Genomic DNA, 13,534 nt, shown 5'->3' with positions numbered 1-13,534 from the left:
CGAACCACAGGCCGTGGCTATCGCGAAGATCGGGGCCGTCAGTGTGCTCACTAACTGCTCCCTGTGGCTATGGGTCCCCGCCTTCGCGGGGACGACGGTGAGATCCAGATGACCACCTCCAACTCCAAGTTCCGCAATACCAAGGAAGCCCCGACTGAGCCGTTCAAGCGATCGGTCGCGGCCTGCCTGAAGGCGATCGCGAAGTCGCCCGAGCTCGATGTGAGTTTTGCCGCCGAGCGGCCGGGCCTTGCGCCGGGCAAGGCGCGGTTACCTGAGCCTGCGCGCAAGATGACCAAGCGCGACGCGGCAATCGTGCGGGGACACGCCGATTCCATCGCGCTCAAGCTCGCCTGTCACGATGCAAAGCTGCATCGCAAGCTGATGCCCGGCAATCCGCAGGCGCGCGGCGTGTTCGAGGCGGTGGAGCAGGCCCGGGTCGAAGCGATCGGCGCGCGCCGCATGGCCGGCGTTGCCAAAAACCTCACCGCGATGCTCGACGACCATTTTCATCGCGGCAAGTTCGACGAGATCACCGACCGTGCCGACGCGCCGCTCGCCGACGCGCTGGCGATGCTGGTGCGCGAGCGCCTGACCGGACTGGCGCCGCCGACGGCTGCGAAAAAGGTGGTCGATCTCTGGCGGCCGATCCTCGAAGACAAGATCGGCAAGCGGCTCGACCGGCTCGACACCCTGGTCGAGGACCAGACCAGGTTCGGCGATGCCGTGCATGATCTGCTGACGGCGCTCGAACTCGGCGACGAGCGCAACGCCGACAGTGAAGACAATGACGACAACGACGAGAACCAGGACGGCGACAACGACCAGTCCGGCGCGGAAGGGTCGCCCGATTCCGATGCCGCCCAGGAGATGAGCGCGGACCAGGCGCAGGCCTCGTCAGAGGAGATGAGCGACAGCGCGATGGAAAGCGCGCAGGCCTCGACTTCCGACACGTTCGACGACGGCGAGCTCGGCGACGACGAGACGCCCGGCGAGGCGACGCGTCCGAACTCGCACGGCAAGAACGAGCCGCGCGGGCCGGAGTACCACGCCTTCGCGCCGAAATTCGACGAGGTCATCGCCGCCGAGGACCTCTGCGACCATGACGAGCTGGAGCGCCTGCGCGCCTATCTCGACAAGCAGCTCGCGCATCTGCAGGGCATCGTCGCCCGTCTCGCCAACCGGTTGCAGCGCAAGCTGATGGCGCAGCAGAACCGCGCCTGGGAGTTCGACCTCGAAGAGGGCATCCTCGACCCCGCGCGGCTGTCGCGCGTGGTGACCGACCCGCATCATCCGCTGTCCTTCATGCACGAGAAGGAAGCGACCTTCCGCGACACCGTGGTGACGCTGCTGCTCGACAATTCCGGCTCGATGCGCGGACGCCCGATCACGGTGGCCGCGACCTGCGCCGACATCCTCGCGCGCACGCTGGAGCGCTGCGGCGTCAAGGTCGAGATTCTGGGCTTCACCACCCGCGCCTGGAAGGGCGGGCAGTCGCGTGAAGCGTGGCTTGCCGCCGGCAAGCCGGCCAATCCGGGCCGTCTCAACGACCTCCGCCACATCATCTACAAGTCGGCCGACGCCCCTTGGCGTCGTGCGCGAAAGAACCTTGGCCTGATGATGCGCGAGGGCCTGCTGAAGGAGAATATCGACGGCGAGGCGCTCGACTGGGCGCACAAGCGCCTGCTCGGACGTCCCGAGCAGCGCAAGATCCTGATGATGATCTCCGACGGTGCGCCGGTCGACGATTCCACGCTGTCGGTCAATCCCGGCAATTATCTCGAGCGGCACCTGCGCCATATCATCGAGGAGATCGAGACCCGCTCGCCGGTCGAGCTGATCGCGATCGGCATCGGCCATGACGTGACGCGCTATTATCGCCGCGCGGTGACGATCGTGGACGCGGAAGAACTCGGCGGCGCCATCACCGAGAAGCTGGCCGAGCTGTTCAGCGAGACCAACACCGCGCCGACGCAAGCGGCCGGCCGCCCGCGACGCAAACTGCATTCGTGAGCACCCATCGATCCCGCCGCAGCTTCCTTGGCCACGCGGCGGCGGGATTTTCCACTCTCGCACTCTCCCGGCTCGCGCAAGCTCAGGTTACGACCGAGCCGCCGCCGCGCGTCCCGCAGATCGAGCACGCCGTCACCGCGCCGGTCAGCGTCGAGGTCAACGCGCGGCCGATTCCCCATTTCGAGCCGCGCGATCGCTCGCGCGTGCGTTTCGGCTCACTGCAATATCGTAGCGGCCTGGTGCTGACCTCGCCCTATCGCGGCTTCGGCGGCCTGTCCGGCATCCGGCTCGATCCCAAGGGCGAGCGCTTCCTCGCGATCTCCGACCAGGGCGGCTGGTTCACCGGGACCATCCGCTATTCCGGTGGCAAGATGGTCGGGCTCGACGACGTCGAGGCCGCGCCGGTGCTGGGTGCCGAGGGCCGGCCGATCACGGAAAAGCGCCAGTGGTACGATACCGAGTCGCTCGCGCGCGACGGCTCCACCGTTTATGTCGGGCTCGAGCGCGTCAACCAGATCATGCGCTTCGATTTCGCCAAAGGCGGCACGCGCGCCCGCGGCGAGGTGATCCCGTCGCCGGCCGCGATACGCAAGCTGCCGAGCAACAAGGGGCTCGAAGCGCTGGTGTTCGTGCCGAAAGGCAAAGACCAGAACCTGCCGCTCGCGGGCACGCTGATCGCCTTCTCCGAGCGCGGGCTGGACGCCGACGGCAATCTGGTCGCCTTCCTGATTGACGGCCCCGCGCCGGGCCAGTTCAGCGTCCGCCGCATCGACAAGTTCGACATCAGCGACGCGGTGCTGCTGCCTTCCGGCGAGCTGCTCATCCTCGAACGCAAATTCTCCTGGTTCACCGGCGTCAACATCCGGATCCGCTCGATTCCCCTGAAATCGATCGCGCCGAACGCGCTGGTGGACGGTCCTTCGCTGTTCGAGGCTGATCTCGGCCACGAGATCGACAACATGGAAGGCATCGACGCCCACGTCACGCCGGAGGGCGAGACGGTGCTGACGCTGATCTCCGACGACAATTTCTCGCTGCTCCAGCGCACGCTGCTGCTGCAGTTCACGCTGGTGGAGTAGTTTCCGCTGTCGTCCCAATTTCCACCGTCGTGCCTGTGCAGGCAAGGACGACGGCGGAATATGCGGTGCGGGCTTGTGACTACATGACGCGCACAATGCATGGCCGTGCCAGCGGTCATGCCTGCCGCGCGGCTGGCAATTCGCCGTTCACCGACTAAACTTCATGCAATCGCTTCCATTCCTCTCATCCCCCGGAACCCCCGCATGAGCGCTCTGTTTTCCCCGATCAAGCTGCGCGGCCTGACCTTGAAGAACCGTCTCGTGGTGTCGCCGATGTGCCAGTATTCGGCCGACGACGGCGTCGCCACCGACTGGCACTTCACCCACATCAACAATCTGGCGCTGTCGGGCGCCGCGATGTTCTGCATCGAGGCGACCCATGTCGAGGCGATCGGCCGCATCACGCCGGGCTGCCTCGGGCTGTACAGCGACGCCGCCGAGGCCGCGCTGAAGCAGATCCTCACCTCGGTACGAAAGCATTCCTCCACGGCGATCGCGATGCAGCTCGCCCATGCCGGCCGCAAGGCTTCAAGCGCGCGGCCCTGGGACGGCGGCCAGCTCATTCCCGTGAGTGAAGGCGGCTGGCAGACGGTGGCGCCGTCGGCGCTGCCGCACAAGGACGGCGAGGCCGCGCCGTTGGCGCTCGATGCCGCGGGCATCAAGCGTATCCGCGACGCCTTCGTCGACTGCGCCAAGCGTGCCGCGCGGCTCGGCATCGACGCCATCGAGCTGCACGGCGCGCACGGCTATCTGCTGCACCAGTTCCTGTCGCCGCTCTCGAACAAGCGCACCGATGAATATGGCGGTAGCTTGCAGAACCGCATGCGCTTCCCGCTCGAAGTGTACGATGCGGTGCGCGCGGTGTTCCCGCACGACAAGCCGATCGGCATGCGGGTGTCGTCGACCGACTGGGTCGAGGGCGGCTGGGATCTGGCGCAGACCATTGAATTTTCCAATGCGCTGAAGGCGCGCGGCGTCGACTGGATCGACGCCTCCTCCGGCGGCGTCTCGCCGCTGCAGAAGATCACGCTCGGTCCCGGCTACCAGGTGCAGTTTGCCGAAGCCATCAAGCGCGAGACCGGATTGCCGACCATCGCCGTCGGCCTGATCACGGAAGGCAAGCACGCCGAGGAGATCGTCGCGAGCGGCAAGGCCGACATGGTCGCGCTCGCCCGCGGCATGCTCTACGACCCGCGCTGGGGCTGGCACGCCGCGGCCGAACTCGGCGGCGAGGTCGAAGCCCCGCCGCAATACTGGCGCTCGCAGCCCTCGACGCAGAAGGCGCTGTTCGGCAAGACCACGTTCGGGGCAAGGTAGGCTGTTCGCCTCCCGCCCCTGACGCATCCGTAAATCCCCTTAGCTTCCACCCCCCGCAAAACTGGCCTAACCTCCGTGCACTCGCGGCAACACGGAGGCTGGCCATGCGGTTTCGGGTTCGGAAGGCTGCCCACGTTTTCGAACGCGTGGGTCTTGCGGTCGCGGGAGCGGCGTGCGGGCTGTTCGTCGGCGCCTATGTCGGCTCGGCCATCGCCGTGCTCACCACGCAGGGCTTTCTGCTGCTGATGATGGTGCTCGGCTTCGTCGGCTTCTATCTCGGCATCGACACGCCGCAGCTTCCCTTCGACGAGGCCCACAGCCACATCGACGCCGCGGAATTGCTCAGCTCCGCCGGCACGCTGTGCGCCACGGTGACCGCGTTCGCGTCGGTGGCCGTCATCGTGCTGCGACTCGATCCGCACATGGTCTGGACCTGGCTTGCCCTGATCGGCTGGATCGGCGGCGTCGCCATGCAGATTGTCGCCGGCGCCAAGGCGCGGATGCGGAAGTAGCTTGGTTACCCTCCAGGGGAGGGTAAGAGGTTACTCGCTAAAACACCACGCCCACCCGCGTGCCGCGCTTCCAGGCGATGCGGCAGCGCTTCTTGGTGTTGACGTGCAAGAGCTCGAACCTGTCGGGAATGTTCACCTGGCCGCCGAGATCGACACAGGCCCCGCCCGCCGAATAGTCGATCAGCGTGCACGGGATCACCGGCGCGCGCGGGTCGGTGATGATCTTGGCCTGGCGGGACACCAGGCCTGCCGGTTTGACGCGGGCATGTCGGCGCGGATGCATTGGCACTCTCCTCCAATTCCGCAGATCGCGGCGGGCTTGAGGGCGATGATGCGGGGCAGATGATGCGATCAGGCTAAAGCGGGCGGGAGAATTTTAACGAAAAGTAGCGGCGAAGCGTGAAAGCGGGGGGGCGCGGGATGCCCACCCTCGCCTGGAGGGGGAGGGTCGATCGCGCGCAGCGCGAGCGGGGTGATCTCTCCACACGGGGACTGCAGGTGTGGAGAGACTGTCACCCCACCCCGTCCCGCCTCGCTACGCGATGTGAGCCGACCCTCCCCCTCCAGGCGAGGGTGGCAGTGTGCCCGGATCGACCTCACCATGCGGCCCCACCGGCATCGGCACCGTCTGATACGCCTTCGGCAAATTCACCGGCCGATAGTCCGGGTCCACTTCCATCCGCTTCACCACGCTCTCATGCACATGCGCGCCTTCGGGGATCACGCGCGGCTCGCAATCGGGGATGTAGAAGCCGAGAAATACCTTCCGTTCCGGCCATTCCTTGTACTTGGCGCTCTTCGGAACATATTCCAGCACGCGCCAGGCCGCGTTCATCGAATTGTGCAATTGGCCCGTCGTGCCGGTGCGGGCCGGCGGGACATATTGGAACGGCGAGTTCTTGCGCTGGACGCCCCAGGCAAGCTGGTTCACCGTGCGCGGGTTGAAGTTCAGCCCGGCCTTCGCCGCCTCGTCGATCATCCACACCAGCGGATATTTCGATTCCCCGCTCTCGGTCTCCGGATAGCCGCCGCCGACGTCGCAATGCACGCCGGCGAACCACACCTGCATGATGTCCTGCGGCCGTTTCCTGTCGTCGGGCACGAAGCGGTTGCTCCAGAACTCCTGCGGCTCGCGCCATTGTTTGAGGCGGAACATGCAGCGCCGCTCGTCGATCGCGATCGCCTGCCGGAAGATGTTGACGCTGGGATTGCGCAGCGTGAAGGCGAGTTCCTCGAAGCTCGGCCAATACAGCCGGTCGGGGCGCGGCACGATCACGCTCGCCACGGTGTCCCAGACGCCGATGAAGTGGATGGTCGGCCAGCGCGAGGAGGTGATGCGCGCGAACTGCGCGGCGAGATCGAACTTGTCCTTGGGCAGCGGCCCGTCGTCGTCGAAGCCGGAATCCGTGAGGGCCGCGAGGTCGTTGCCGCGCCCCGAGCCGGAATATTGCTTGTAGGAGACGAGGCCGCTTCCTGCGAGGTTGGCCTGCTCCGGCGAGATCAGGCCGATCTTGTGGATCAATCCCGCCAGCACACGCACGGTGTAGGCGCCGCGCGAAAAGCCGAACAGATAGATCCTGTCGCCCGGCGCGTACTGCTCGACCAGGAAGCAATAGGCTGACAGCACGTTGTCATCGAGCCCGTAGCCGGTGGCGAGCCCCAGCACCAGATTGACGTTGGCCTTGAGCCGGTGCCACGTCGTCGGCTCCGTCACCGTGCCGACGCCGGGATCGTAGAACACCATCTGCCGCGGCTGTGTCTTGTCGGTCTTGCGCAGGCAGCGGTACAGCTTCAGGACGTTGGAGATGTTTTCGGAGATCTCGTTGCCGGTGCCGTCGCAGCAGATGACGAGATGTTTCGGCGCAGCCTTGTGTTCGTGCTCCACAGGTCAACCCCTCCCGGTGATGCTACCCGGGCGAGTATAGCCGAAAAGCGCGACGGCGAGGAGACGGTGGCCTTTCTTACCCGCCCCTGGAGGGGTCCGGGACGAGCGCAGCTCGCCCGTGGGTCGGCTCACGTTGAGCGCAGCGAAACGTGAGACGAGGTGGGGTGAAGGTCTCTCCGCATCCAACAGTGCCTGAGTGGAGAGATCACCCCACCCCGCTCGCGCTGCGCGCGATCGACCCTCCCCCTCCAGGGGAGGGTGAGCATCGTCGGGCCCGTTCGCTCTTCCTACTTCTTCTTCCCCGGCCCGAAATCCGGCTGCCAGCCCGCTTCCTTGCGGTTCGGGGCGGCGGCGATCACCTTGGCTTTGTCCTTCTTCGGCTTCTTGGTTTCGCGATTGCCCTTTTGCTGTCCCTTGGCCATGACGTCAGTCTCCTCTTGGGGTTCGAGTCTTGGGGGTTCAAGTCTTGGGGGTTCAAGTCTTGGAGGTTCGAGTTCGTCCGATTGCAGCACCCGCGCGCGGACGGGCAGTTCAGCCCGTGCAGCCTTTGCGTCGAAATTCGTCGCGCGAGACATTTTCGCGCCGGCTCGTTCGCCGGTCGCGCTGACGAGACAGGCGCACGCATGCTCCTGTCGCACGTAACTTCTAAGGTCGCCGCGCGACGCCGTAGGGCGGACGCAGGCGGTGCTACCCGCAAGCCTACGCCCGCCCCCCGCCGATAGCGAGGCCTAAAACGCCGCGCGCGCGAGGCCGCGCTGCGGCCACAATGCACGCGTCGCGCGCGTGATAGTGCTGGCTATTGCCGTGCATTGGGCGCATGTTGGTCCCAGCAGCGTCGGTTGGGGCCTGACCAGCGAAAGGGAGGCTTTCATGACCATTCGCTCGCGGCGAGAAACCATCACATTCAAGCATCCGGTCCACATTCGCGGCATCGCACGCGAATTGCCGGCCGGCGCCTATGAGGTCGTCACCGACGAGGAGATGATCGAGGGCCTGTCGTTCGCATCCTGGCGCCGCATTGCCACCATGATCACTGTGCCGTCCGAAGGCGTGCGGGGCGCCACCGAGATGCTGTCGATCGGCTCGGTCGACCTCGCCGACGCGCAGGCGGCCGATGCGCAATCTGCCGATGTTCAGGCCACGGAGGCGAGCCTCGCCCATGACTGACGTCCCGGTGGATCTCGACAAGCATCGCGGCATGGCCGCCCAGAAGGCGACCGATCTGCGCCGCGCGCTGGCCGACGTCGAGGCCCATGTCCGGGAGCTGCGCGAGCGCGAGGCCGATCTCGAAAACCGCATGATGACGGTGCCCGCCACCTCGTGGCCGGAAGCCGCGGTGAAGGCGCGCCATCTGCTCAATCTCTATGCCGCCAGCCTGCCCAGCGAAGACACCCGCCACCGCGCGCTGGTGGCCGCGCTGTTCGACGATTTCGCCAGGCTCTCGGCGGAAGACGGAAGTTAGTCGCAGACACAGCCGTCGTCCCGGCCTGGTGCGCAATTGCGCAAGGGGGCCGGGACCCATCACCACAGGGAGCGGTTTGGCGCGAAGGCGGTCAATCCCGAGTCCCCGTAACCACTCTTCCCTGTGGTGATGGGCCCCGGCTTCCGCCGGGACGACGCGCACAGCAAAGGAGTACCCCATGACACTCACGACCAGCCGCTTCATCGGCCACGACCAGGACCGTGGCATCGTCCAGTTCTCGATGCAGGACGGCCCTAAGGAATTCGCCTGCGCGATCTCGACCTCCGCCATGGACGACCTCGAACGCGGTCCTCGCGCCAGGCCCAGTGAGCGCGAAGCCCAGTTCACCCGCCTGCGCGAGCGCATCGAAGCCTGCGTGGAGCGAAAGTATCAGGCGACGGAGTTCGAAGGCACCCCGCCGGGGATCGTGCTGCGGAGCATTGATTTTCGGGGGTAGACTAATCGCTCTTGAAGGAGGCTAGCTCACGTCGATAGGAGAAGATTTATTCTGTTCAATGGTCAGAGGATTTATTTCCTGCATTGCACCTAGAGCCGCTTCGCCCTTCCAGGTCGGGTCGATTTTTTTCTGGATCTGATCGAATGCTTTACGAGCAACGATTTCATTCTCTCCAGCTTCCATCCAAAGCCGGAAGAGGACCATGAACATTTGGCCAGGCTCAAATCCACAACTCTTTGCGAGGTCAATAAACCAGTCGTGGTGGTCTTTGCCTTGAAGAGCAAAGAGGGCCTCTTTGACATTGCCAGACCCAACCGCCGCCTGCAGTTCGTCTTGCTTTTCTTCCGCCAAAGTCTTGAACAATTTTTCAACTGGCTCGTTTCCCGGAAGAAAGCAAGCCTTGCCGGCAATTTCGCCAGGTACCTTGCCGACGATATCACCGTCGAAAATCCCCAGAATCCATAGAGTACCGTACTGGTTCTCGACCTGCCTAAGCAGGTTGATAACTTCGCCATCTCCTTTTTTGGGAACGATGATCATACGCCGCGACAAGGAGGGCGCGAACTTTTCGGCAAGGAAGCGGCAGAATTTTGCAGCTGCTTCATCTTCGACAAAAGCGATGATATCACTCTGCTGCCGAATGCCGATTGTCTCGAGCAATATCGGCGATGGGCGCTCAGTGACAAGCGCGATACCCTTCTGCTCGCGTCGGAAGAATCGAATGCATTCTGTAGGCAGAGGAGTGATGATTTCAGAGGAATGACTGCTAACCACCGCGCAAATTTTCTTAGAATAGAGGACCTTAAGGAGAAAATCTGTGAAGGCAGCCTGTGATCCTGGCGAAAGGAAGCACTCAGGCTCTTCTATAAGAACAATCGATTTTGGGGTCGCGCGCTGAAGTCGCCACCAGAGAAAGAACGCAGCGAATTCGCCCGAGCCCATAGACCTGCTGTCGTAGCGGTCTGGGCCAAAAGAGACCTCGAAAAATGGAACAACCTCTTCCCCGAGCTCAACCTCGTAGAGATTAACCTGCCTATAGTTTCGCATGGTAAGGAAGTTGATTTCGGTTAACTGCTCCGGGTTGAGCTCTATAGGTCCAGCACCGTTGATTATGTCTTCTGGGCTATCGGAATTGGAGAATTCACTTTGAATTCGCGGACCCTCGTTCGCAGTATCGATAAAGGCGATCTCTAACTCTAACCCGTCTCGTAATGAAATGGCCGAGGCTTCTCGACTTCCAAAGTCCAGGCCGAATTCAAATGAATTGTCCGGCCCCGCAACCTCGACAGTGGCGGTGCCGCTCTTCAGTCGCGCAAAGCCCGATGGCTTTCTCTTTGCCGCATCAGGATCAAGGACTGACCATAGCAGGCGGAGTAGCGTGGTCTTTCCAACACCATTCGGCCCGCACAAAACACTTAGTGGAGAAAGTAGCGGTATATCTCCCTCGCCTAGGCTTGGGACAGACGAAAACGAAACTCGCTTGATCTTTATCGGCCACGAGTTAGCCTTCTCGTGCAGCCTCCGACGGAAATCTTGTGCTCTCGCCAACCTCACAGCGAGCGTCCCCATTTATCAACTTGCAACACTTGAGATAGAACGGCCTCTAGAGTCGCATCGGTTTGCGCGGAGTGGATGGACTGCACTTCCTGCAACTGATTTTGAGGAATGATTTTCGGGAGGGGGCCTCCATTAGTTAACCAAAATGCGTACCAGAGACAAAAGTCGCGATAAACCACGGAGGCTACGTCAGCGACGCGCAAACTCGAACGGTTTTCGAATAGCGCGAACGTCTCAGATAAGAACGCCTTGTGAGATTTGCGAAGTTTCTCTGAAGTGAAATCTCTGAGAAAATAAGGGTTTGGAGGCGTTTCAAACCTTGAGAAGAATAGAAGCCATGAGAGAACGCTAGCTTTGTTGAAGCGTGAAGAACCTGCCTGTTCTCGACTTTGCGAAAAATACTCTACTGATTTTTGCGCGTCGTCCACGACCGACTGGCTAAATCCCTCTTTCGTCTTGAATCTTTCAGATATTAGAGTTTCGCTCGCTCTGATGCCGAAATTCCGTTTGTCTAGAAAGAACAGAAGTTTTGCAAAAATGTCATCATAGGCCATCCGCGCATTCGAAAAGCCGATTGTTTCTTTGGTGTTCTCAAGCGCTTGAAAATTGTCTACGAGCCGCTTCAGCTGTTCGCGGGCAGGGCCAAACAAGGCATTTCGCTGTTCGCCAGCCGTGAGGCTTGTGGGCTGGTTCAGTCGATAGAACAGTTCGTTAGGTTCTTCGGGATCGTATTCGCTAATTCGGAATCCTCTTAGCGGATAATTGTCGACCTTCCTCTTCGTTGGTGGGTCGAGCTGACTGTAAAATTTCCCATGAAGTATCTTGAGTGTCTCATCGACGGGGCTAATGGTTGCATCGATCGAAAATCTGTCATGCAAAAAGTCGCGTAACGCCGCAAGGCGTTGCTGCCCGTCGAGTACTTCGAGGCGATTGTCGGAAGTCACAACGAAATGAACTGGCGGTATTGACCATTCGCGAAGCACGGTGTCGATCAGCCGTCTTTTCTTCGCGATTGGCCAGACCTCTTGCCGCTGAAAATCAGGCTGGAGGTCGACGTCGCCTGCGTCAATCCGGTTAACGAGACTCCGGATGTCCGGGTCCCAAGCACTGAGCTTCATGAGCTAAGATATTCCCGCGAAAGTGGGCATTAGAAGTGAAGGCCGGTATGCCGACGCAATATTCTATGATCGCGCGCCGGTAGCAATATCGACTTGCGGATATCCAATTGGTTGTCCGTCATCCCAAAAAACAAAAACGGCCGGATCTTCCGATCCGGCCGTCATGCAAACTCTACTTGGCTAAGCCTACGCCACGCGACGCAACCTAGCCCTCGCCCAATTCAAAAAATTCGCTTAGCTCGCCTTCTTCTCCGGCGCGACCGACGGGCCGACCTTCTTCTGGATGGCGCGCTTCAGCTCGAGGGCGCGCGGCGACAGCAGGTCGGCCTTGGCCTTGAGCAAATAGGTGTCGAGGCCGCCATTGTGGTCGACGCTCTTCACCGCGTTGGTGGAGACGCGCAGGCGCACGTTGCGCTCCAGGGCTTCGCTGATGAACGTCACGTTGACGAGGTTCGGCAGGAAGCGGCGCTTGGTCTTGATGTTGGAGTGGCTGACCTTGTTCCCGACGAGGGGGCCCTTGGCCGTCAGTTCGCAGCGGCGAGACATGGCATCAATCCTTAGGTTCGAGCCCCCAACGATTTGCGGCCGCCATTCGGGGCGCCACGGGGGGCTAATTCTCTGTCCTTGCAGGGAGCGGGCGGACGTATAGGGGGGAAGGGGCGGGTAGTCAAGGATTTGGGCTGCCCTTTCGCCTCTCCCCGCGTGCGGGGAGAGGCCGGAATGCGCGCGATTAGCGCGGATTCCGGGTGAGGGGGAGTCTCCGCAAGGGAGGGGCCGGCCGAGTGAGCAACTATGACCGCCCCCGGAGAGAGTCCCCCTCACCCCGGCCCTCTCGGCGCGAGCGAAGCTCGTCGCGGCCCCGCAAGCGGGGCGAAGGGGAAGGGGGCAGCGGGAGAGGCGAAGAGCCCCGATCACCAAAACGGCAGTGTTTGCCGCACCTTACCATCACATAAAGGGCGTATTCACCATCGAGATAACAGGTGGAGTTCCGCGCCTGACATGTCCAGACGCATTGTTTGCCGAGGTTTTTGGCTTAAGTAACCTGCGTCTGCACTCCGATTGGATCGTTTCGTGCCCGCATCCTCCCGACATCTGCCCCGGCCAGCGTCTGCCGGCCGGCTGGCTGTGGCGGCCCTTTGCGGGCTCGCCGTGGCGTGGGGAGCCGCGCCCGCGGCGGCGCAGGGCAAGCTCGAGGCCCAGTATGAGGCGACGCTGGCCGGCATTCCCGTCGGCAAGGGCGTCTGGAACATCGATATCGGCGACGATGTATTCTCGGCCGCGGCCTCGGGCGGCACCTCGGGCCTGTTGAAATCGATCGCCAACGGATCCGGCAGCGGCGCCTCGCAGGGCCGGGTCGTCAACGGCGCGCTGGTCGCGACCGGCTACCAGGCCTCCACCACCACCTCGAAGAAGACCGAAGAGATCCACATCACGCTCGACAAGGGCAATGTGAAGGAGTTCGGCATCGTGCCGGAGCCGCCGGTCGATCCCGACCGCATCGTCGTCACCGAAGCGCATCGCCGCGGCGTCTGGGACCCGATGACGGCTTCGCTGGTGCGCGTATCAGGCACTGGCGATGTGCTGTCGCCGGACGCCTGCCACGGCAGCGCCGCGGTGTTCGACGGCCGCATGCGCTACGAGCTGAAGCTCGATTTCAAGCGCATGGAGGCGGTGAAGGCCGAGAAGGGCTATCACGGCCCGGTCGTGGTCTGCTCGCTGTATTTCGTGCCTGTGGCCGGCTACATCCCCGACCGCCCCGTGATCAAATATCTCGCCGCCCAGCGCAACATCGAGGTCGCCTTCGCGCCGATCGCGGGCACCCGCGTCCTGGTCCCGTTCTGGCTGAAAGTCCCGACGCCGCTGGGACCTGCGATGCTGGAAGCGACCAGCTTCATCACGTCAGCCCAGCCGCCGAAGGTCGCCAAGACGCAGTGACGTCCTTACCCTCCCCTGGAGGGGGAGGGTCGATCGCGCGTAGCGCGAGCGGGGTGGGGTGATCTCTCCTTACGAGCGGTGCCCGAGTGGAGAGATCACCCCACCCCGTCGCCCATTTCGCTGCGCTCAACGGGCGCCGACCCTCCCCCTCCAGGGGATGGTAAGAAAGCGACGCCTTTTCAACACCTTCCCTACTGTGCAT

14 protein-coding genes are annotated in these 13,534 nt (G+C 62.8%); 8 read left to right on the top strand and 6 right to left on the bottom strand.

The genetic code is table 11. The features are described from left to right. Positions 1–108: 108 nt before the first annotated feature. The 4 genes from cobT (at position 109) to WHZ77_RS31605 (ending at position 4,918) form a co-directional block, all read left to right on the top strand. Positions 109–2,010 carry a cobaltochelatase subunit CobT gene (gene cobT / locus WHZ77_RS31620; RefSeq protein ID WP_375311507.1) on the top strand — a complete coding sequence of 634 codons (1,902 nt, stop codon included), beginning with the start codon at positions 109–111 and terminating at the stop codon, positions 2,008–2,010. Further along, entirely contained in the window at positions 2,007–3,089 is a 1,083-nt protein-coding gene (locus WHZ77_RS31615) for an esterase-like activity of phytase family protein (RefSeq protein WP_375311506.1), read from the top strand. Before cobT ends, WHZ77_RS31615 begins: the two co-directional genes overlap by 4 nt. Positions 3,090–3,293: 204 nt before the next feature. After that, on the top strand, positions 3,294–4,406 hold the full coding sequence (locus tag WHZ77_RS31610) for an NADH:flavin oxidoreductase/NADH oxidase (RefSeq protein WP_375311505.1): 1,113 nt from the start codon (positions 3,294–3,296) through the stop codon (positions 4,404–4,406). Between the two features lie 104 nt (positions 4,407–4,510). Further along, positions 4,511–4,918: a hypothetical protein gene (locus tag WHZ77_RS31605; RefSeq protein WP_375311504.1), complete on the top strand. Its 408-nt coding sequence runs from the start codon at positions 4,511–4,513 to the stop codon at positions 4,916–4,918. Positions 4,919–4,955: 37 nt separating this feature from the next. Here WHZ77_RS31605 and WHZ77_RS31600 read toward each other — a convergent pair whose 3' ends face one another. The 3 genes from WHZ77_RS31600 to WHZ77_RS31590 all read right to left on the bottom strand — a co-directional run bounded on the left by WHZ77_RS31600 (position 4,956) and on the right by WHZ77_RS31590 (position 7,225). After that, positions 4,956–5,201 (bottom strand): PilZ domain-containing protein, encoded by a 246-nt coding sequence (locus WHZ77_RS31600; RefSeq protein ID WP_168213379.1) that lies wholly within the window; start codon positions 5,199–5,201, stop codon positions 4,956–4,958. Between the two features lie 252 nt (positions 5,202–5,453). Beyond that, positions 5,454–6,803, bottom strand: a complete 1,350-nt coding sequence (locus WHZ77_RS31595; RefSeq protein WP_375311503.1) for a DUF2235 domain-containing protein — start codon at positions 6,801–6,803, stop codon at positions 5,454–5,456. Positions 6,804–7,090: 287 nt separating this feature from the next. Beyond that, positions 7,091–7,225, bottom strand: coding sequence for a hypothetical protein (locus WHZ77_RS31590; RefSeq protein ID WP_375311502.1), 135 nt, complete (start codon positions 7,223–7,225; stop codon positions 7,091–7,093). 448 nt (positions 7,226–7,673) lie between these two features. On the opposite strand from WHZ77_RS31590, the gene WHZ77_RS31585 reads away from it, so the two are divergent. From WHZ77_RS31585 to WHZ77_RS31575, 3 genes are all read left to right on the top strand, one after another. After that, positions 7,674–7,970, top strand: a complete 297-nt coding sequence (locus WHZ77_RS31585; RefSeq protein WP_375311501.1) for a hypothetical protein — start codon at positions 7,674–7,676, stop codon at positions 7,968–7,970. After that, entirely contained in the window at positions 7,963–8,265 is a 303-nt protein-coding gene (locus WHZ77_RS31580) for a hypothetical protein (RefSeq protein WP_375311500.1), read from the top strand. Before WHZ77_RS31585 ends, WHZ77_RS31580 begins: the two co-directional genes overlap by 8 nt. Positions 8,266–8,443: 178 nt before the next feature. Then, a complete protein-coding gene (locus WHZ77_RS31575) occupies positions 8,444–8,722 on the top strand; it encodes a DUF1488 family protein (protein WP_375311499.1) in 279 nt (92 codons plus the stop codon). A 21-nt stretch (positions 8,723–8,743) separates the two neighbouring features. Here WHZ77_RS31575 and WHZ77_RS31570 read toward each other — a convergent pair whose 3' ends face one another. The 3 genes from WHZ77_RS31570 to rpmB all read right to left on the bottom strand — a co-directional run bounded on the left by WHZ77_RS31570 (position 8,744) and on the right by rpmB (position 11,943). Further along, a complete protein-coding gene (locus WHZ77_RS31570) occupies positions 8,744–10,291 on the bottom strand; it encodes an ATP-dependent endonuclease (protein WP_375311498.1) in 1,548 nt (515 codons plus the stop codon). Then, entirely contained in the window at positions 10,273–11,397 is a 1,125-nt protein-coding gene (locus WHZ77_RS31565) for a DUF262 domain-containing protein (protein WP_375311497.1), read from the bottom strand. The genes WHZ77_RS31570 and WHZ77_RS31565 overlap by 19 nt, the downstream gene beginning before the upstream one ends. 234 nt (positions 11,398–11,631) lie before the next feature. Then, positions 11,632–11,943 (bottom strand): 50S ribosomal protein L28, encoded by a 312-nt coding sequence (rpmB, locus tag WHZ77_RS31560; protein WP_375311496.1) that lies wholly within the window; start codon positions 11,941–11,943, stop codon positions 11,632–11,634. A gap of 525 nt (positions 11,944–12,468) precedes the next feature. On the opposite strand from rpmB, the gene WHZ77_RS31555 reads away from it, so the two are divergent. Continuing rightward, positions 12,469–13,332, top strand: coding sequence for a DUF3108 domain-containing protein (locus tag WHZ77_RS31555; RefSeq protein WP_375311495.1), 864 nt, complete (start codon positions 12,469–12,471; stop codon positions 13,330–13,332). The last annotated feature ends 202 nt before the right edge of the window (positions 13,333–13,534 follow it).

The organism is Bradyrhizobium sp. A5, from assembly GCF_042076515.1.
Lineage (GTDB): Bacteria > Pseudomonadota > Alphaproteobacteria > Rhizobiales > Xanthobacteraceae > Bradyrhizobium > Bradyrhizobium cosmicum.
Note: the sequence above shows the minus strand (reverse complement) of the source record. Positions and strands in the feature narration are given on the sequence as shown.

Bases quoted from the DNA above. Each gene is read 5' to 3' on its own strand.
- cobT (WP_375311507.1), top strand. From the start codon at position 109: ATGACCACCTCCAACTCCAAGTTCCGCAATACCAAGGAAGCCCCGACT.
- WHZ77_RS31610 (WP_375311505.1), top strand. From the start codon at position 3,294: ATGAGCGCTCTGTTTTCCCCGATCAAGCTGCGCGGCCTGACCTTGAAG.
- WHZ77_RS31605 (WP_375311504.1), top strand. From the start codon at position 4,511: ATGCGGTTTCGGGTTCGGAAGGCTGCCCACGTTTTCGAACGCGTGGGT.
- WHZ77_RS31600 (WP_168213379.1), bottom strand. From the start codon at position 5,201: ATGCATCCGCGCCGACATGCCCGCGTCAAACCGGCAGGCCTGGTGTCC.
- WHZ77_RS31590 (WP_375311502.1), bottom strand. From the start codon at position 7,225: ATGGCCAAGGGACAGCAAAAGGGCAATCGCGAAACCAAGAAGCCGAAG.
- WHZ77_RS31585 (WP_375311501.1), top strand. From the start codon at position 7,674: ATGACCATTCGCTCGCGGCGAGAAACCATCACATTCAAGCATCCGGTC.
- WHZ77_RS31580 (WP_375311500.1), top strand. From the start codon at position 7,963: ATGACTGACGTCCCGGTGGATCTCGACAAGCATCGCGGCATGGCCGCC.
- WHZ77_RS31575 (WP_375311499.1), top strand. From the start codon at position 8,444: ATGACACTCACGACCAGCCGCTTCATCGGCCACGACCAGGACCGTGGC.
- WHZ77_RS31570 (WP_375311498.1), bottom strand. From the start codon at position 10,291: ATGGGGACGCTCGCTGTGAGGTTGGCGAGAGCACAAGATTTCCGTCGG.
- WHZ77_RS31565 (WP_375311497.1), bottom strand. From the start codon at position 11,397: ATGAAGCTCAGTGCTTGGGACCCGGACATCCGGAGTCTCGTTAACCGG.
- rpmB (WP_375311496.1), bottom strand. From the start codon at position 11,943: ATGTCTCGCCGCTGCGAACTGACGGCCAAGGGCCCCCTCGTCGGGAAC.